Genomic DNA, 21,154 nt, shown 5'->3' on the forward strand with positions numbered 1-21,154 from the left:
AACAATAGCTTAATACGTCAAAAGTTTGGAATATTTTTTGCAAACTTGAATTAAACGCATTTTTTTGGCGGAGTACTTAGACTAATGAACGCGCAATTTCAGGTCGCTCAGCTTTCCGGTTCCACCCCCGCCAACAGTTCCGCCCCTCCCCGAATTTTCAAGCTGACGAAGCCGATGGGCGACCAGGCGGTGGTCGTCAATCTCGGATACGACCAGAAGGTCAAGGTCGATTTTTCCGGGATCGCGAATGAGAAGATCACGCTCGTCCATGTCGGCGACAGGTTGATCATTCTGTTCGACAACAAGTCGACCGTGACAGTCGAGCCGTTTTTCGATTCAAGGCATGATGCCCTGAAGAACCTGACTATCGAAGTGGCGCCGGGGCGCGACGTTTCGGTCAGCGAATTCGCAAACCTGTTTCCGATCACCACGGACCAGTCGATTTTGCCGGCGGCCGGCGAGGGCGGCGGCAATGCCCAAGCCAGCGGCGCGAACTTCAGCAATAGCTCCGTCGATCCGCTGGCAACGGGCAATCCGCTCGACCTGCTCGGACAGGAGTCGCTCGGCACTTTCTCCCTTACTCCCGACACTTTCAACGGCACCCCGAACGTCGCGCCCTCGGGCAGCTTCACGCTCGCGGGCGTCTTGACGGTTCATGACGAGACGCTCGGTGTACAACTCACCGCAGATGATCAAGCCAATCCACTCCTGCCGGCCGTCTTCCAGCAGGCCGGACTGATTGGGTGGGCGCAGAGCGCCGTGTCCGAAATCGCCGCGGCGAACGTCAACTTCGGCACCAATGGTCCCGGTACCGTGGCCTATGTGCTGACCACGTCGACCGGCGCCGCATTTGTCGGAGTCGATACCGGATTGAAAGCGACCGCAACCAGGAATGAGATCTTCCTGTTCACGGAAGGAAATCTCATTGTTGCGCGTGAAGGGAACGGCACGACCCCCAACGCCGGCGGTGCAATCGCGTTTGCGCTCTATCTGGATCCCGTCTCCCTCAAGCTGAGCGTCGCACAATATGAGGCCGTTCAGCACAGCAACACGCTCGATCCGAATGATCGGATCGAACTCGCGGACGTTGTTTTCGTTCAGCAAGTCGTCACCGATGCGCTCGGCGTGGTCGTTACGCACGTATCGGCAGATTCCGTCGGCGTCGCATTCGACGATGACGGTCCGGCCATTTCCGTATCGGTGGTCGAGCCAGTCGAAGGCTCTGCGCAGCTGGCGACTTTATCGCTCGATGAATCGATCGGCTTTGATCCCAATCCCGACGGCTTCCCGGGACCGCTTGATGATACCGGCTCGACAATGCCGGATCCGACCGGCTCCGTTCCGATCGGCGAAGTGAAGACGGCCGTCGGCGGCGAAGAGCAGGGACAGGGCGCCCTGCAGGCGCTGTTCAACGTGGTCAAGGATCCCAGAACTGACGGCGAGAAGTCGACCACCTATCAGTACAGCTTCTCGCTAACGGGGGGCTCCGGTCCGTCTGGCAGCGTCGCCAGCACACTGAAGGTGACCGATCCCAGCGGCCTGTACGGTGACGACACCATCTATCTGTTCAAGGTCAGTGACACAGAGATCGTGGGTCGTGTCGGCAACGATCCCAATGGTCCGATCGCGATCCGCATCACGCTCGTCAACGCAGGCAGCCTGTCGGGCGGTCAACTCGTGATCGACCAATACATGGCAATCGACCATGGACAGGACGGCAACAACTTCGATTCTAGCAAGGCGCTCACGCTGCTCAGTTCCAACCAGGATGAGGGCGAGGTTGTATTTGCAAGCCTTGGCGTTACGCTGACGGCGACTATCACCGACGTCGACAGCGACACCGCGACATCTTCCGCGACGATCCAGATCGCCGGCGGTGAAACGTCCAGCATCGTCTTCCAGGACGATGGTCCGGTGCTGATCGGCGAGGGTAGCGTGATCGGCACCGTCGACGAAGACGGACTGGCAGTTCACAACGCCGACGCCGGACGCACGGGAGAACTGGCGGGAACGGGTTCGGCGGTTGCTACCGGTTCGCTGGCCTCGCTGGTCGATTTCGGCACCGATGGACCCGCGGCGACAGGATTCAAGGTGGCTGTTCAGAACACGCCGGTCGATTCCGGCCTGACGTCGCAGGGCGCTCATGTGCTGATCGTGTCCGATGGCACGACGCTGCATGGCTATGTCGAAACCGGCGTTGTCGGATCGGGCTTCTCGGGCGGCGATCGCGAAGTCTTTACGCTAACGGTCGGAGCGGATGGCTCCTACATCTTCACGCTGCAGGACCAGATCGATCACCCGACGCTGAATAATGCCGAGGGCGACAACGGCGAAAACATCCTCACCACATCGCTCGATCTTTCGGCCTTTATCGTTGCCACCGACGGTGACGGCGACCACATCAATCTCGGCGAAGGAACGTTCAAGATCGAGATTCAGGACGATATCCCCGTCCTGACCGGCGCCTCCATTGCCCGCACGATCGATGAGGACGACATCCTCACGGCATGGTCGCAGGGCACCCGCCCGAACGACGGCAGCGCCGACGGCTCCACCACCGAAGATTCTACTGGCGCTGCGATCGTGTCGGGCACGTTGGCGGGCCTGGTTTCGGTCGGCGCCGACGAGACCGGCACGTTCGGCTTTTCGTCCGACGCCATTGCGAAGCTGACCGCGCTTGGACTCTATTCCAAGCAGAGCGCCCAAGGCGATGGCGAGAACGGCAAGCTTCTGACCTACACGATTTCAGACGGTCCAGTTGGCTCCCATGAAATCATCATCACGGGCAACGAGCCAAGTCCGAATGGCAACCCGGTCTTCTCGCTGACGTTGAATACCGAGACCGGGGCGTACGAATTTCGCTTGTATGACGAATTAATTCATACGGAGGGCAGCGGCCAGGACAGTGATCTGCTCTCCGGCCCACTTGATAGTGGCATCCAGCACTCGATTCCCAACATCGACCTTGGCTCCATCGTCACGCTCACAGACAAGGATGGTGATACCATCTCCTTGACCGGCAAGTTCACGATCAACGTGACCGATGACGTTCCGCATGCCGATATCGATCCCGGTTGGGGTTCGGTCTCCGTCGACGAAACTCCAGGCAACCAGGCGGACGATACGACGGCAAGCAGCGTCAGGAATCTGTTCGCCCAGCTCGAAGCCACGGGTGTCGTCGGCGACGATCCGGACGTGCCGGGCGACAACAATGGTGGCAATTCGGGCAACGGCGCAATCGCCTACGCGCGGTCGGATTTCGCGGTTGTTATTGACGATTCGACTATCGGCGCCGACTATCCGCCTTATCCGCACACGTTCTCATTGAGTGTGGCAGGCGGCAACGGAACGGATTCCGGCCTGTGCGTGACCGACGGTGGCAAGATCGTCCTTTCCGTCAATGCCGACGGCCTGATCCTTGGCACGGTTTCCGACGTCAACAGCGCCTTCAACGGCAAGGTTGCGTTCGCGATTGCCATCGCTTCCGACGGCAGAGTCAGCGTCGCTCAATATCTCTCGATCAAGCATGACGACCGCGGCGACTTCAACGAAACCAACGACAACGGCAACAATTGGAACGACGCGTCGCCCGACGACCCGCTTACGGTCCAGCAGAATCTGAACGGCAAGATCATTGCGACGCTTACCGTCACCGATTCCGACGGCGACAAGTCGTCCGACTCGGTCAATATCGGCAAGCTGATCACCTTCCTCGATGACGGTCCGTCGGTCGAAGTACATGCCGCGAGCGGCTTCTCCGTTATTCATGACGAGACGCCGGACGTTCAGTCATCCGACGACGATACGACGGTGCAGGCGGTCAGGGATTTGTTCGCCAATGTTCACCACAAGGGCCCGGATCCGCATCTTGCGAACGCCCAAAAAGTCGATGGCGCGATCGGGTTTGCGCAGAGTGAGGGCGCGGCGCTGGCGGTTTCGACCAATTTCGGCGCCGACGGTGCGGCGAGCTCCAATTCCAAGGTGTTTTCGCTCACCTTAAACGGCGGAAACGGCACCAATTCCGGCCTCGAAACGACCGATGGCAAGGACATCTACCTGTTCAAGGAAGGCGATCTGATCGTAGGCCGCTATGACGGTCCGGACTCTGGATCGAGCACGACCAACACCGGAAGCGACCCGGCGGCGTTTGCGATCGCGATCGATCCGGTCACCGGCAAGGTTTCAGTAGTCCAGTACGTCTCGCTGGAACACAATAATACGGTCGACGCGGACGAGTATGTTGCGATCGCAAGCAATAAGGTTTTTGCCACGGTTACGGTCACCGATGGTGACGGCGACCCCGCGAGGGATTCGGCGGATATTTCCGGCAAGATCCGTTTTGAGGATGACGGCCCGACAATCACCGGGGCCACGATCTCGGTTGCCGTGGATGAAGACGGATTGCCCACGGGCAATCTCGATACAAATCGTACTGGCGAGACCACCGGCACGGGTTCGGCCATTGCCGCGGGCGCGCTGAATGCGCTGGTCAATTTCGGTGCGGATGGTCCGGCTTCAACGGCATTCGATCTCGTCGTTCAGAACACCCCGATCAACACCGGCCTGGAGTCCAAGGGTGGCGACATACGGATCGTATCCGACGGCAATACGCTGCGCGGTTACGTCGATCAGGGCGGGAATTCCGCTTACCAGGCCGGCACTGATCGCGAGGTCTTCACGCTCACGGTTGGGTCCAACGGTTCCTATGTCTTCACGCTCAAGGACCAGATCGATCATCCGTCGCTGAACGGCCAAAACGGTGACAACACCGAAAACCTGCTGACGACGGCGCTTGATCTGTCCGAATACGTCATTGCTACCGACGGCGATGGCGACACGGTCAGGCTGGCGACCGGTGCGTTTACGATCCAGATCCGGGACGATATTCCCGTTGCGAAATCGAACGCGATAGTATCGGTCGACGAAGACGACCTGACCGCGGGCAACCACGATACGATTGCTGCGGGCGATGATGCCGCATCGCTCTCCCCCGTTACCGGCACCTTGAATTTCTCGGTCGGCGCGGATGAGCCAGCCTCGGTTGGATTCGCTTCGCTGCATGGAGCTGCGGTGGTCGATACGGCTGCCCACGCCGTCACGACTGGCAATGCGGCGCTTCACTACTATTGGGATAGCGCCTCCAACACGCTCTATGCATCGACGTTGGCAGATACGCTCGCGCACGCGACCGCTACGGCAGCGTTCAAGATCCAGGTTACCAATGCCGCCACTGGCGCCTATAGCTTCTCGCTGCTTGGCCAGGTCGATCATCCCGTCCACGATGATCCCAACGTCGCCGGATCGCAGACGGCTTATGAAGATAACATAAACATCGATCTGACCTACACGGTCACCGATCGGGACGGGGACTCGGCGACTGGCACGCTGGCGATCTCGATCGACGACGATATGCCGATCATGGGGTCGACGGTCGCGCCAAACAACCTGGTAGTCAACGGCAGCTTCGAGCAGGGTCACGATCTCGGCAATGACCAATGGTCGATCTACCATAGTGTTGACGGGTGGAACTCGGTGGACATCGGCACCTCGGGCCCACACGGTGATGTGCCGTTCGAAGTGCAGACCGGCAATGTCGGCGGCGTGTTCGCACAGGACGGCAACGCGCTGATCGAGCTCGATTCCGATCTCAGCAGCGGGAATCTGTCCGGCGGTGACCACTACAACGACTCCGGCCACACCAACACGATCATTCAGCAGGTGATCGCCGGTACGCATGCCGGTGAGGCCTATGAACTGACGTTCTACTATTCGCCGCGTCCCAAGGAGGGTAACGCCGACAGCGGTAGCCTGAACGTGTTGTGGAACGGGCAGGTGGTGAAATCCATCGACTCGACGGGCATGACGGCGGGTGTCTGGCAACTGATCACCGTCAGCGTGATCGGGACCGGCGCGGGCGATGTGCTTGGCTTCCAAGGGGCCGGGCAGGAGAATTCGCTCGGCGCCTATATCGACAATGTCAGCCTCGTTCCCGTGACCTTCGTCGACGAGGACGGTCTGACGGGGCCGCTCGCGTTCGGTAGCCACGACACTCAAGCGGGCGACAATTACGTTGCCGACACGGATGGCGACGCCAATGAGACGACGTCGACGGGTTACCTCAACGTCAAGTGGGGTGCCGATAACCTCGATAGCGGCGTGGACATCAATTCGGGTTCGTTCGGCACGCTGACCCAGGATCATCCGGATGGTGTCGGCGATCGCAGCCTGACGTTCGCCAATGCGAGCGTCGGCGTGTCGGGCGTGTCCGCGCTCACCTCGATGGGCGAGGCGGTGGTCTTCTCGACCAATGCCGATGGCACCATCCTGACTGGCGTCGCCGGCGGACGCACCATCATTGAAGTATCGTTGTCCGATGAAGGCACCGGTGCTTTCCGCATCGTGCTGAAGGATCAACTCGACCACGCTACGGGCAACAACGAGAACGACATCCGCCTGATGTTCAACTATACCGCCACCGATTCCGACGGTGATGCGGTGAACGGCAGCTTCACGATCGGCGTCGATGACGACGTGCCGTCGGCGAACGCGGACTCCGATTCCGTTTCAACTGCCGTGCAGACCCTGAGTTTCGATGACGTCGTGCTTGCCGAGAATGGCGAGACGCCGATTGCGTCGCCCTATCACGGCTTCAATTTTATTCAGGCGGGTATTTACAATCCTCCGGGCTCCGGACCTTTCGCGAACTATGCGCCTCACTCGGGCAGCAATCTTGTCTTCATCGGGGAAAGGGATGGCCTGGAGAGAGAGGGCTACACCGGAACGGCGGGCGACCCGATTACCATCACGCATACCGATGGCAGCAAGTTCACGGCGCTTGGAGCATGGTTCTCCTCGAACGGTTCCGAACCGATGACCATTACGGTCTATGGTTATGTGAACGGCGTTCAAGTCAGCAGCTTTTCGCAGGAGATCCATCAGGGCGCAGCCGGTGGGCCGACATATGTGAGTCTCTCCGTTCTGGGCAGCGTCGACAAGATCGTTGTCGACGGCCCCGGTTACTTTGGCTTCGACGATTTTACATTCGCCGACAATTCAAGTGCTACGGGCAACGTCATAACCGGGGTAGGCACGACCAATTTCGGCGCAGACGTGCTTGGCGCAGACGGCGCGAAAGTTATCGGCGTCGTTGGCGTCACCACTGTCACGACGCCGGACGGCTCGCAAAACTTCCAGGTCATCGGCCAGTACGGCACGCTCGTTCTCAACGAGAACGGCGACTACACCTATACTCGTTTCGACGGGTCGCCGGTTGTTGCCAGCGACGTCTTTACGTATGCGCTGACCGACGGCGACGGGGATGTCTCGACCGCGACGTTGACGATCGGCATTTCCGATCACGGCGTCACGATTTCGGGGATCAACCGCGAAGACGGCGATATCACCGTCCATGAAAACGATCTGCTGGCGAGCCGTGGCGTAGGCGAGTCGGCCGGCTCGAGCCCGGACTCCGGAAACCTCACGCAGAACGGAACATTTACTATTGCGGCGGCCGACGGGCTCAACAGCCTGACGATTGACGGTCACGGTATCGTCACGAACGGAGTTTTTGCCGCCACTTCGTTTACGACAGCAAACGGGAATATTTTTGCAGTAACCGCGTTCGACGGCACCACCGTAAGCTACAGCTACACGCTTGTTGACAACGAGCAGCATGCTTCGCTGCAGGGTAACAATGGCCTGCCCGAAAACGTGAGCGTCGTAGCTACGGACAGCGACGGCGAAACTGCTACGTCGACGATCAAAATCAATATCGTCGACGACGTTCCGACGGCGGTCAATGACATCTGGGCAACGACCATCACCGGTGCGACGCTCTTGACCGGCCTGTTGGCCAACGATGACTTCGGCGCCGATGGGGTCGATACGGATAATTCGCCGCTCATCGGCCAGGTTACCGTCACAAACGGCGCGCACGGCACCGTCGTATACAACAACAACGGCACCTTCACCTACACGCCGGAGGCCGGCTACACGGGTGCTGACAGCTTCACCTACACGATCAAGGACGGCGACGGCGATACCTCAACGGCAACCGTCACGCTTAGCAGCGTCCAGACGAACTCGTTGCCGACCGCAGGAAACACCTCGGCTTCGGTGGACGACGAAGGTCTTCCGAACGGTATTGCGGGCAGTGCCTTCGCTGACGACCTGTCCGGGCAGGCCATCAGCGCCAGCGGTACCTTGCCGCACAACTACAACACGGACGGCAAGGCGGCCTCGGATCCGATCAACTTCGCGCCGATGGATGGCACGACGGGTCTGGTTGGTTCCGAGAGCGTTACGTATAGCTGGAATGCCACCAACAATACCCTGACCGCATCGTCTGCCACGCGCGGCGCGATCTTCACGGTCGTCGTGGATGGCGGGTCGGACAATGGCAACGGCAACTATGTGTTCACGCTGCTGAAGCCGGTTCTCCATGATGCGGGCAACAACGAGAACGACGCGACCGTCAACCTGACCTACCAGGTCAAGGACGCCACGCTGCCTATCGCCGACAAGGCTACCGGCACGTTGACGATCACCATCGATGACGACATTCCGGTCGCTGCGCCGATCGTCAAGACCGTGACCGAGGGATCCTCGGACACCAACATCCTGCTGATCCTCGATCGTTCCGGAAGTATGGACTTCAGTTCAGGCGTATCCGGTTACGCAACGCGCCTCGACCTGCTCAAGGCCGCCGCCATGGAACTGTTGGACCAGTACGACGCTGCCGGCGACGTCAGGGTCCAGATCATCAAGTTCAACGACTCCGCGCAAAAGCAGGGCAGCGTGTGGCTGTCGGTCGCGGATGCAAAGACCTGCATCGATGGCCTGACGGCGAATGATGGCACCGACTACGACGATGCCACGGCGCTTGCGCCCGACGCCTTTGACGATGCGGGCAAGCTGACGACATCAGGTGTGCGCAATGTTTCCTACTTCATTTCGGACGGGCAACCAGACCCGACCAGCGAACAAGTGTCCGGCGACGAACTGACGGATTGGGTCAACTTCGTCAACGCCAACGACATCGTATCTTATGCAATCGGACTGGGCTCCTCGGCGCCCAGCACCTACCTCGATCCGCTAGCCTATGACGGCACCGGCGCCGGCACCGATACGGATGCCCTGATCGTCACCGACCTCAACCAGCTCCAGTCGAGCTTGGCGGGAACGGTCAATCCGTCCATCACCGGCTCGGTGATCGACGGCAGTATTCCGACTTCGTTCGGTGCTGACGGCGGCTATGTGAAGTCGATCGAAATCGGCGGCAAGACCTATACCTACAACCCCGTGGCCGACGCGATCACCACGTCGGGTTCGGGGTCGAACACCGCCACTTTCAATGCCACTTCCAACCTGTTGACGATCACGTTCACCGGCAGCGCCGGCGAGAGTTTCGTCATTGATCTGGATGACGGCACCTATGCCTACACGCCGCCGTCCACGATCACATCCAATTTCGGCCGTCCCTTCACCTACACTTTGACGGACAATGACGGCGATACCGCCAGCTCGACGCTGACGATCAACGTCAACAATGTAAACGGAGCGCCGGTTCTCGACGCCACGGATTCACCGGTCATTGCGGCCGTCAATGAAGATGCGCCAGCGCCGTCCGGCGCCGTAGGCACGCTTGTCTCCGCACTGGTCGATACGGCCGGCGGCGGCGGCTTCGACAACGTGACGGATGCAGATGGTCCCGGCCTCGGCATCGCCATTACCGCTACCAACAGTGCGAACGGCACCTGGTACTACTCGACCAACAATGGAGTCACTTGGGCTGCGGTGGGAGCGGTCAACAACACCAGCGCGCTGCTGCTTGCAGCAGATGCCGGTACCCGGCTGTATTTCAAGCCGTCAGCCGATTACAACGGCACGGTGACGGACGGCATCACGTTCCGTGCTTGGGATGAGAGCACCGGGACCGCCGGCACGAAGGTGGACACCTCGACCAACGGCGGCAGCGCTGCGTTCTCGAGCGCAACCGATACGGCATCGGTCACGGTCAATTCGGTGAACGACGCGCCGACGGCGGCGATTACGCTGGCTTCCTACAGCGCAACAGAGCAAACGAACCTGAACCTCCACAACACCGGCCTTTCGGTGGGCGATATCGATGCGGGCAGCAACGTCATCTCCATGACTTTGTCGGTCGGAACTGGAACCCTGACCGTGGGGGCCGGTAACAGTGGCGTCGACAGCATCACCGGCAATGGGACTTCCTCAGTCACGGTCACCGGCACGCTCGCGGAGCTCAACAATCTGCTGGCCGGCACCGACACAAATGGGGGAGGGGTCGGAAGTGGCGGCACGATCGTCTACAACGCCAATGTGAATGCGCCGCCGGCGAATACGACGCTGACGCTGCTGGTCAATGACACAGGCGACACCGGCAGCGGTGGCTCGCTGACCGCCGCCGATACCGCGACGATCAACATCACCGCGGTGAACGATGCGCCGACTGCTGCCGCAGATACGGTCATTACCAATATCGGCAACAATGCAGCCGCTGTGATCCCGGAATGGGCGCTGGTAGCCAACGATACCGACCTGGACAACGTAGTGGATGTCACCGCGGTCAGTGCAGGCACCAGCGGTACGACCTCTCATGCGGCCGGGACAGGCAATGGCGGGTCCGTCACGTTTACGGATGACGGGAGCAACTTGAACGGCGGGAACAACGGCTCGTTCACCTATAAGGCCACTGATGGATCTGCCACGGCGGCGGCTGTCACAGTGACGATCGACAACAGATCGACGAGCACAACGACCCTGACCGGTGGTAACGCCAATGAAATTTTGATCGGTAGGTCTGGAGCTTCCAACGCGCTTAACGGCGATAACGGAAATGACGTTCTGATCGGTAACGGTCTCGCCGATACACTTAATGGTGGCGACGGTCGCGACATCATGTTTGGTGGTGCTAGCGGGGATACGTTTAGCATCTTTAGTGGCGAATCTGCAGTTGCGATCGGAGGCAGCGGAGACGGCGGAACGATTGCCGGCTACGATATTATCAAGGACTTCAATGTTACTGCCGACAAGCTAACGCTCAACGGCACGCCTTTTGCCGCGTCGAATACGGTGGGTACGAATGGATCCAACTCGGACCTGACGATCGGCGGAGATCAGGTAAGATCGCACGCCATTTCGAACGGCATTATCACGTTTGATGATGCGGACTCCTTCAGTAGTGCGCTTACCCTTGATTCAATCCAGGATGTCGCTGCTGTAGTCGACTATCTACGGCAAAACGATTTGGGCAGTGGCGGCGCTACAGTAGCTTTCACGGCCACGATCGACGGCGTCAACCACACCTATGTTTACGAGCAGGTGGCCGGTAGCCAGAGCGACAATAACGATATCCTGGTCGATCTGGAGAATGTTACGCTGACGAGTGGCGGGACCAGCCTCGCGACGTTGATTGGGAACGGGCGCGTCGATCCTATCGTTCTTGATCTCGGAGCTCACGGCATTTCGTTCAGCTCCATCAGCGACGGGGTCCAGTTCGACATCAATGGCGATGGTGCACAAGACCAGACTGCCTGGACCGGCGATGGCCAGGACGGCATTCTTGCGCTGGATCTCGACGGCTCCGGCAGGATCGAAAGCGGCAACGAGCTGTTCACGCCGAACTTCAATGGCGGGCACTTCGCCGACGGTATCGCCGCGCTGGCGAGCCTCGACGGCAACCATGACGGCGTGATCGACACCGGGGATCAGGCGTTTGGCGATCTCGTGGTCTGGCGGGATGCCAACCACAACGGTGTCAGCGAGGGCGGCGAACTGATCAAGCTCAGCGATCTCGACATCAAGAGCATCGATCTTGCAACGACGGCTGGTGCTCCCATCGACGGGCAGACGATTGCGGGGGTCGGCTCGTTTACTTACGCGGACGGCACCACAGGTACCTTCGTGGAGGTCGATCTCGATGCGTCGCTCGGGGCATCTGTTCCGGCCGATACGGCCCACCACGAGTTGCCGCAGGGGTTGGATCAGATCCTCAGCTTCGGGCCGGATCATGGCGAACTAACCTTCCCGGCGTCTGGTCCAGCGGGTGAGGGCGAGTTGATGCATTTCACTACCGTCGACCAGCCGCTCACGCACGACGCCTTCGGCGACACCTCGGCAGCGGCTGCGAAGATGGCTCTTGCCGTCATTCAGGCCGGCGGGACGGTGGATACGGCTCATCTGCAGCCCGGTCTCTGAGCTGACGCTCCGAATTGAAGAAGCCCGCCGGATCGGTCCGGCGAGCTTTTTTCTTGCCGCTCCGATGGGCGCGGAGCGTATGCGCTACATCAGCAGGGGCAGGGTGTTCAGGGCGGATGCGCTATCGGCTGGCGCACCGGCGCCAATGGTCTTGCCGCTGACGGCCGCGGCCGGCGCCGCCTCGAGGTCGCTGCCGACAAGCGGTCGCTTCGCATAGGGGATGGCGAAGAGGTGAACGCCCTGATGATCGATGGCGAACAGCGGCGTGAAGCGCGTGGCTTCGGAATCCGCCATCAACATCGAGAACCGGTTGTCCAGCAATAGCCAGTGGCCGTCTACACGTGCCGCCAACACCGCATGGTCCTGACGAACCATGCGGTCACGGACCAGCACGAGCTGCAGGTCGTTGCGGGGGAAGCCAGCGGCGCTCAGCACGACATATTTCGCGATCGCATAATCTTCGCAGTCACCTTTCGTCGAGGCGAACGTCGCAAGCGGCGTGCTCCATCGATCGGGCTCGCCGTGCTGGAAGAGGTCGCTAACATAGCGGACGGCGGCGTTGACGCCCCGGTTGGCCTCATCAAGCTTGTCGCGTCCCAACTTCGCCCCGACCGCGTTGACGAGCCGAAGGAATTGGGCGGCGTGGGCAGGACAATTGCCGGCGTCCGCCCGGCAATGATCGAGGATAGCCTGCTCCTTCACCATGGCGGCTTCGACGCCGCGCCATTTGCGCCAGAGGAGGCCGTCGGGCGCGCGGAACGTGAACAATCCGAACGGTTCGGCACCTATCGCGGGTGCTTCCCTAAGCGCAGGCGGCGCATCCGTTGCCGTGTTAGAAGGGGTGAGGGCGGCGAGGCGGACCGCATCGGTGATGCTCCGACCACGCTGACGATCATGCTTGGCAAGGACGGCATTGATGCTGAAGAATTTCGCCGGCGGCGCCTGGTCGCCGGCCGGCGCGAGATCTGCTCCGGCCTCTTCCAGCGACGTATCCTCGGCGGCTAATGCGCCGAATGCAGCGCCAACACCGAGCGCGAGAATGATCCCCGCGGCCAGCGCATGCGAGCGTGGGCTCCGCTGTTTTACGCGCGGCGTCATGACGTCCCCTTTGTCAGGAGCGTCAGTCAACGTCTTTGCGTCGATCGGCCGCCCCAATCTGTTATCGGGACGGAAACTGCGGCCTTCGCTGCTTATGGTGAGTTAAGGGGAGGCAAGGACAGGGGGAATGTCGGAAAAGGCGGTCAATCGCCGGTTTTCCGGACGCTTCAAAATCACTTCAAAGTTGAACGGGTGAGAGTAACGTCCCGTTAAGTAACATGCTCACCGCTCGCGCATGGCCTCGTCCCGTAGGGTGCGGGCCGGCTTGAGAAGGTAATCGAGCACGGATTTCTCGCCTGTCAGGATCTCGACCGTGGCGACCATACCGGGGATGATCGGCAAAGAGTTTTTGGTCGTGCCCAGATGGTTTTTATCGGTACGAACCATCACGCGATAAAAGGTTTCCTGGCGCTCCGACCGGTCGGCCGCCTTATCATCGACGATAGTATCGGCGCTTATCCGCTCCACCTTGCCCTTTAACGAGCCGTACACCGACGAGTCATAGGCCGAGAGCTTTACCACCGCGTCCTGATTGGGGCGGATGAAGGCGATATCCTGGGGCCGTATGCGGCCTTCCACCAGCAGCGTGTCATCCAGTGGGATAATATCCATCACATTGGCGCCGGGCTGAACCACCGCACCGATCGTCGTCACGTTCAATTTATTGACGATGCCATGCACCGGGGCCTTCAGGTCAGTGCGTCGCACACGATCTTGCGCGGATTTGATGTTCTCATCGAGCACCGCAAGATCTCCCTTTGATTTGGCCAGATCTTCGTCTGCCTGCGATCGAAAGGACGCAAGGGTATTGGCGATCTTCGATTGTGCCTCGGCGAGCTGCCCGCGCATTTCGGTGGCCTGGCGGTCGAGCCGCAGCATCTCGATCTCGGGTACGACCTTCTGCTCATAGAGCTTGCGGGTGAGTTCGAGTTCGCGTTCCAGAAGCTTGAGCGTGCCCGTCAGTCTGGTTACCTGTTGCTTTAGGACGTCCACATCCTGCGCCAACTTTTGTCCACGCATCTTGAAGACGCTGGTCTCGGTAGCGACTGCCGCCGGAACCACTTGGTCGAGTTGTTCGGGGAATGTAATCTCGCTTCGTCCGCGTGCCTCTGCCTCCAGTCGTGCAACGCGCGCCGCCATCGCACCGCGTCGTTCCCTGATCTCACCAAACTCGGACGCGAATTTGGTGTCGTCGATTCGCATCAGCGACTGGCCCTGATTAACGATGGCGCCTTCCTGAACGAGGATGTCGCCGACAATACCGCCTTCAAGGGTCTGGACGACCTGGGTCTGGCGGGAAGGCACGACGCGGCCATTGCCTCGTTTGACTTCCTCGAGGACCGCGAAATGCGCCCAGACCAGAAACGTCACGAGCAGGGCGAGGAAGGCCTGCAAGAGCACGCGCGAGGTTCGCGGTGTGCGCATCGCCGCTGCCGCACGGATGTCATTGGCGAAGGCAAAATCAGATGCCGGCATTGGGACTTTGCACCAGGGTTGCGCGCGGCGCGACAGTGGGTTGCGCCACGGTTTCGGTCGGAGCTGCCGCAGGCTTGCCTTGCAGCAGAGCGAGGACCTTGTCCCGTGGTCCGTCTGCAACCAGCCGACCATTGTCAAACAGCAGCAGACGATCGACCATTCCGAGAAGCGAGAGGCGATGGGTGGAGATGATGATGGTCATCTGTTCTCCGCGCATGCCCTTGAGCCGTTCCAGGAATTCAGTTTCGCTGCGCACATCAAAATGCGCGGTGGGTTCGTCCAGGAACAGCACGCGAGGCTTCCTGATGAGCACGCGCGCCAGCCCGATCGCCTGTTTCTGCCCGCCCGAAAGACTGCGGCCGCCCTCGGCAATCGGCATGTCGTATCCCATGGGATGGCCTGCGATAAAGCTCTCGACGCCGGATAACCGTGCTGCAGCGAGCACTTCTTCGTCCGTCGCCTCGGGCTTGCCCAGGGCAATGTTGTCGCGCAGTTTTCCGAAGAACAGGTCGGTGTCCTGCATCGCGAATCCGATGCCGGCGCGCAGGTCTGACGGGTCATATTGCCGGGAGTCGACGCCGTCGACGAGGATGCGTCCTTCTTCCGCCTCGTAGAAACCGAGCAGGAGACGTCCGACCGTTGTCTTGCCGGAGCCGACACGGCCGATAATTCCAATTCGCTCGCCGGCCTCGATCTTGAAGGAAATCTTGTCGAGCGCTTTGCCGGGCGCGTTCGGATACGAGAAGCTGACGTTTTCGAAGCTGATGCGACCCTGCTCGATCTTGCGGGCGACATAGGCGCGCTGCGGAGACCGCTCGCGTTCCAGCGACATGATGCGGTCGATCGACTTGAGCGCAGACAATGTCTGGGTGCCGCGTGTGATCACGGACGCGATCCCGGCAATCGGCGCCAAAACCCTGCCAGCCAGCATATTGGCAGCAACGAGGGCGCCAACGCTGAGCTTGCCGTCGAGAATGAGAAACGCGCCGACGATGAGCAGAAGGAGGCTGGTAAGCTGTTGCGCCGCATTCGCGCTCGTCAATGTCAGCGACGACCAGAAATGGACGTCTTCTCCCGACCGCGCGGTTGCCGCGACCGACCGTTCCCAGGCCGTTTGCATCCGGGCCTCGGCGCCTGTTGCACGGACCGTTTCCATCCCCGCGAGGGACTCCACCAGCACGCCATGGCGTGCCGCCGACTCGGCCTGCATTCGTTTTATGGCGCGGTCGAGTGGACGCTGCATCGTAAATCCGAGCGCGATCATGATCGGCAGCATCACGAGCGGAATCCACGCCAGCGGACCGGCAATCGTGAACAGGATGGCGATGAAGAGCACGGCGAAAATGAGGTCCGTCGCGGAGACCACGCTGCCGGACGTGAAGAACTCGCGAACCGAATCGAAGTCACGAAGCTGATTGGCGATGATGCCGACTGAGGTTGGACGCTGCGCCATCTTCACCGCCATCACGTGTTCGAAGATGTTGGCGGCGAGAACGACGTCTGCGGTCTTTCCGGTCATGTCGATGATGCGGCTCCGCACGGTGCGCAGCACGAAGTCGAAAACGATGGCAATACCCATTCCGATCGCCAGCGCGACCAGAGAAGGGAGCGCGCCGTTCGGAATGACTCTATCGTACACGCTCATGGTGAACAGCGGCGTCGCGAGCGCGAGCATGTTGATCAGAAAGGCTGCGAGAGCGACGTGCCCGTAGCTACGCCAATGCACCTTGACGACCGACCAGAACCAATGGCCGCGGGGAAGATCTCCTGCGGCAACCGCTCGTGCATTGGCCTCGGCCGCGGCTCTCACCAGGAAGGTGTAGCCTGTGTAATCCGCATAAAGCGCTTTGATGCTCTGAACCTGCGGCGCGGCAGGCTGGTTCGTCGGATCTAGGATCTTGGCGCTTTGGCTAGCCTGATCGATTCCCAGAAGGATCAGCGCCTTGCCGGTCTTCATGATCAGGACCGCAGGGAGAACGATGGCGGGGATGTCGAGGATGTCCCGCTCGATCGCCTCCGTTTCCAGTCCGGCGCGCCTCGCGGCACGGTCATAGAGGGCGACCGACAGCCGTCCATCAAGGATGGGCAGCCCGCCCAGTAACGCCTCGCGACTTACCGCTCGGCCATGATGGGCAGCCAGATAGGTCAGAGACGCTGCGAGGGGGTCCTGACGTGGCTGATGGACGTCGGCGGCGCTAACGACCCCGTCCGCTTCGTCTTTGGCCGGCCGGGCTTGCGCCTGTTTGGAGGTCCGGGAGAACAACCTAGTGCCTCTGATCATCAGTAAAGTAAATAAGACCCGCGCAACCGACGCGGCTAACAAGCCGTCAGAATATAATAAATCGCCCTCCGAACCATGGGTTGGATTCGGCTATTCTTTCAGACAGTTAATTAGCAGACACTTCCGGCGCCATTAACCGCGCCTTATATTAACTACTCACCTCAGATAACTGTCGTTTACTTCTTCTCGGAGGGGAAGGCCGACAGCAGCCAATACGGCTTGGCCTCATACGCCGAAGCATACGACATCGATAGCTGCGTCGTCGGGTCGACGTGAGCGGCGACCGCCTGGCTTGGGCTACGGCCATACTTCTGGGCGAACCATTCCGGCGCTCCGAGCATCCTTGCTGCGACTGCCCCGCGCGGCCAGCGATCGCTAAAGCCATCCCGCAGTTCCGCCGCAGAAAACGCCAGGGGCGCTGCGGAAACACCGATGGCCGCGTCGGAAGCACGCAGCGGCTCCGATCCGGTCTGCGGCAAGGTCACGCGCGGCGTCGGGAACTTGTAGGCGGGCAGGCCAAGTGGCGCCAGATCGACCGGCGCGGCATCCACAGGAGGAGGAGCCTTGAGATATTCGAGCAGCGTTCCCATCGCTGCCAGCATCTGATAGTCGGCGAAGACGATGACGCCACGCGCCGAGGTCAGCGAGACGGCGGCGTTGAAATACTGGTTTTGCGCATTCAGCAAATCGATCAGTGAGCGTTGACCGAGTTCGTATTCCTTGTCGAACGCTGTGATCGTCTTGCGACCCGCCTGCAATTCACGGGTCAAGGCCGCGACACGGGTCGCCGTAACTGTCCGCGCGGCCCAAGCCTTGTCGATGGATTCCAGCGCATCCCGCTGCAACCGCGCATGACGCATGGTCGCTTCGGTGTGACGCTCTGCCATCTCGGTGCGGCGCCACGCATCCTGGCCACCGCGGAAAATATCCCAGGACATCACGACCTTGCCGCTGTAGTCGTCGTGGGTGACGCCGAGATACGGATAGGTATTGTCGCTGTGGGTCGCGCGGCCTTCGAGCGCAACGTTTGGCACGAAGGCGCCGTCCGTGACGCGGAAGGCGTGTTTGGCCGCGTCGACGTCGGCCTGCGCGGCCCTGATCGTCGGGTTGAAGCGAACCGCGATCGCCAGCGCTTCGTCCCTGTTTGCCGGCAACCCGGCCAGCGGGGCCGGGAAGCGCAGATTGTAGGCCTCCAGGCCCACGACCTTGCGGTATTTGGCCCGGCCTTCCTCCAGACTCCGTCGAAACTCCGCGAGCGTCGCACGTGCGCTCTCGACGCGCTCCCGCGCCTGTTCAAGGTCGCCTTCGCCGGCCCGCCCGCCCGAGAAGCGGGATTGCACGTTGGAGAATATCCGCTCGTGACTGGCGACGTTTTGCTGCCCGAGCTCAACGAGCCTCATATACCGGACGACATCGACATAGGCTTCCGCTGCGTCCAGCGCGATGAGTTCCGTTCGTTCCCGGACACGGAAGGCGGCCGCGTTAACCCGGGCGGTTTGCCGCCAGATGTCCTGGATCGAGGCAAATCCGTCAAACAGGATCTGTCGTACGACAACCGACCCTTGGGTTCCGTTTCGCCACGTACCGGTGCCCGGGGCGGGAATGGGCTGCGCCGAGCCGCTCACGACAGCAGCGCTCTGGTCGAATTTTTCAGGACCGTAGCGGGCTTCTACTCGAACCTGGGGTAGTAACGTGCTTTGCGTCTGGCGGAGCTCTGACTCTGTTGCACGCCGGTTTGCAGATGCCTCACCGACGCCAGGATTCGTCAGGGTGGCTTGCTTCAATGCGTCGTTAATGGAAAAGGGTTCCGCTACCACAGGCGCCGCCGTCGCCAAAAGCACGCTGGCGACCGCACAAAATAACAATTTCATCTGCCCCGCCCCACCAACTTGAAAGAACTTGCCGTAAAATCACGCTTCAATCGCGCTAAATTGGACACAAACTAGCAAACGGAACCGGATTCCCCTATGACATTTCAGCCACAGGTTCGCCCAACTTAAGGCATCATTAAATAACTGTGAGTTGCGTTAAATATCCACATTGATGAGACCGGGACCGACGGGAATAAACGTACCCGTACCCTTTCTTGCGCCCTTCTGAACGGTAGCCAAAGGAGCGGGCCCGGCCGCACGGCTGCTTGCGCCAGTATGAGACGGTTCAACCCTGGTTACCGCCGTCCAACCGCCGCAGGCATTTGACGAAACGGCCCCAGTTGCTGGAAAGAAACTGGGGCCGCCTTCTTCCGGGCTGGGCTTGGGGCTGGTCCTGGAAGCTACGCTGGCTCAAGAGCGGGCTAATATCGGCGGTCGATGCCCGCGCCCCCTCGCTAGCGGTACTTGTCATCCTTGCCGTTTGGGCTGCCGTCGCGGTGGCCGTTACCGTAGCCGTTGTTACCCTTCAGCCCGCCATGGCCGTTGCCCGAACCCGCGATTGCGTCGGATGTCAAAGAAGTGGACAGCAATAGCGTAATCGCTGGAGGCGTTACGGCTGCAAACCTGCCTGCCGAAATGAGAAATTTCCGGCGGTCATCGAACTCTTCTTGCTCGCGGTCATCCATGACTGCCTCCGACTGGTTAGTTAGACAAGGTCATCTTATTTAATTTTCCGCCGAGTAGTAATATTTAATTTGTTTAATCGCTATCAGTTGACAGGAACCCTGCGTCTGCCCGGTGGGCGACGCACTTGGAGATAAATTGGGACGTGCCAGCGACATTCTATGGGCGGTCCCCATGCGCCCGGCTCGAATAGCGGCATGGCATCGGCTGCGCGCTCGGCTCCAGATCGGACGGCCAAATATCATTACTCCCAATGGTGGGCAGTCATGATTGTGGTCTCAAAAGGCAATCGCTCACGACCACGCTTATTTCGAGTAGTATGAGCTTGGAGAGCGCGAGACCGTGATCCATCTGGGCTGGAGCCTCCATGAGCGCTGATATCAAACCCTATCGCATTTCGATCGGCGACGATGTCCTCGACGATCTCAAATCGCGGCTGCGCAACACGCGCTGGCCGGAAGCCGAACTGGTCGACGACTGGAGCCAGGGCGCGCCGTTGAAATGGACAGGGACATTTGCCGCTACTGGGCGGAAGAGTACGATTGGCGTGGACGCGAGGCGCGGCTCAATCGCTTTGCGCAGTTCACCACCGAGATCGACGGGCTCGACATTCATTTCCTGCACCTCCGTTCGCCGCACCCGGAAGCGATGCCGCTGGTCATCACGCATGGCTGGCCGGGCTCGGTGGTCGAATTTCACAAGGTGATCGAGCCGTTGACCGATCCGACCGCGCACGGCGGCAACGCCGCCGACGCGTTTCACGTCGTCTGCCCGTCCCTGCCCGGGTTTGGGTTTTCGGCCAAGCCGACGACGACCGGCTGGGGCATCGATCGCATTGCGTCGAGCTGGGCGACGTTGATGGAGCGTCTTGGATATCAACGCTATGGCGCGCAGGGTGGCGACTGGGGATCGGCGATCACCACCGCGATCGGTGCACAGGATCTCGCGCATTGCGCCGGCATTCACGTCATGCTGGCGATGTCGACGCGGCCCAATGTCGAGGGCCAGCCGACGCCCGAGGAAGCACGGGCATTGAAAGGAATTCAATACTACGCCGATTGGGACTCCGGCTATTCCAAGCAGCAATCGACCCGGCCGCAGACAATCGGCTACGCCTTGACAGATTCGCCCAGTGGGCAGGCCGCATGGATCTTGGAAAAATTCTGGGCCTGGACCGATTGTGATGGCCACCCCGAGAACATCCTTGGCCGCGATGAACTGCTCGACAACGTCATGCTCTATTGGTTGACGGCGACCGCCGCCTCATCAGCGCGTCTTTATTGGGAAAGCTTTGGGCCGAAGCGCCGCACCGCTCACAAGGTGACAGTGCCGACTGGTGTCACCGTCTTCCCCAGGGAGATCGTCACGCCGGTTCGAAAGTGGATGGAGGCGAGCTACATGAATATCCAGCACTGGAGTGAAATGCCGAAGGGCGGTCACTTCGCGGCGTTCGAGCAGCCGGATCTGTTCGTCCGGGAAGTGCAGGATTTTTTCCGGACCTTGCGAAAGGCTTCGGCATAGGGCC

General features: G+C 60.4%; 7 protein-coding genes and 1 pseudogene. 3 read left to right on the forward strand and 5 right to left on the reverse strand.

All coding sequences use genetic code 11. The features are described 5' to 3' along the window. The first annotated feature begins 84 nt into the window (after nucleotides 1–84). A complete protein-coding gene (locus GWE18_RS08190; RefSeq protein ID WP_275185268.1) occupies nucleotides 85–12,219 on the forward strand; it encodes a DUF5801 repeats-in-toxin domain-containing protein in 12,135 nt (4,044 codons plus the stop codon). An 84-nt stretch (nucleotides 12,220–12,303) separates the two neighbouring features. Here the strand turns inward: GWE18_RS08190 and GWE18_RS08195 are convergent, their stop codons facing one another. The 5 genes from GWE18_RS08195 to GWE18_RS08215 all read right to left on the reverse strand — a co-directional run bounded on the left by GWE18_RS08195 (nucleotide 12,304) and on the right by GWE18_RS08215 (nucleotide 19,631). Then, on the reverse strand, nucleotides 12,304–13,317 hold the full coding sequence (locus GWE18_RS08195) for a transglutaminase-like cysteine peptidase (protein WP_275185269.1): 1,014 nt from the start codon (nucleotides 13,315–13,317) through the stop codon (nucleotides 12,304–12,306). Nucleotides 13,318–13,539: 222 nt separating this feature from the next. After that, the gene (locus tag GWE18_RS08200; RefSeq protein ID WP_275185270.1) at nucleotides 13,540–14,793 is read right to left on the reverse strand and encodes an HlyD family type I secretion periplasmic adaptor subunit; all 1,254 of its coding nucleotides are present in this window, start codon (nucleotides 14,791–14,793) and stop codon (nucleotides 13,540–13,542) included. Then, nucleotides 14,780–17,056, reverse strand: coding sequence for a type I secretion system permease/ATPase (locus GWE18_RS08205; RefSeq protein WP_275185271.1), 2,277 nt, complete (start codon nucleotides 17,054–17,056; stop codon nucleotides 14,780–14,782). Before GWE18_RS08205 ends, GWE18_RS08200 begins: the two co-directional genes overlap by 14 nt. A gap of 194 nt (nucleotides 17,057–17,250) precedes the next feature. Then, complete coding sequence (locus GWE18_RS08210; RefSeq protein ID WP_275185272.1) at nucleotides 17,251–18,945, reverse strand: TolC family outer membrane protein; 1,695 nt, start codon at nucleotides 18,943–18,945, stop codon at nucleotides 17,251–17,253. A 455-nt stretch (nucleotides 18,946–19,400) separates the two neighbouring features. After that, nucleotides 19,401–19,631: a hypothetical protein gene (locus GWE18_RS08215; protein WP_275185273.1), complete on the reverse strand. Its 231-nt coding sequence runs from the start codon at nucleotides 19,629–19,631 to the stop codon at nucleotides 19,401–19,403. Between the two features lie 365 nt (nucleotides 19,632–19,996). Here GWE18_RS08215 and GWE18_RS08220 point away from each other — a divergent pair. Then, nucleotides 19,997–20,265 (forward strand): annotated as a pseudogene (locus tag GWE18_RS08220) (epoxide hydrolase N-terminal domain-containing protein); the annotation flags it as partial. 12 nt (nucleotides 20,266–20,277) lie between these two features. Continuing rightward, complete coding sequence (locus GWE18_RS08225) at nucleotides 20,278–21,150, forward strand: alpha/beta hydrolase (RefSeq protein ID WP_275185582.1); 873 nt, start codon at nucleotides 20,278–20,280, stop codon at nucleotides 21,148–21,150. The last annotated feature ends 4 nt before the right edge of the window (nucleotides 21,151–21,154 follow it).

The organism is Bradyrhizobium sp. CSA112 (genome assembly GCF_029051645.1).
In the GTDB taxonomy this organism is placed as follows: domain Bacteria; phylum Pseudomonadota; class Alphaproteobacteria; order Rhizobiales; family Xanthobacteraceae; genus Bradyrhizobium.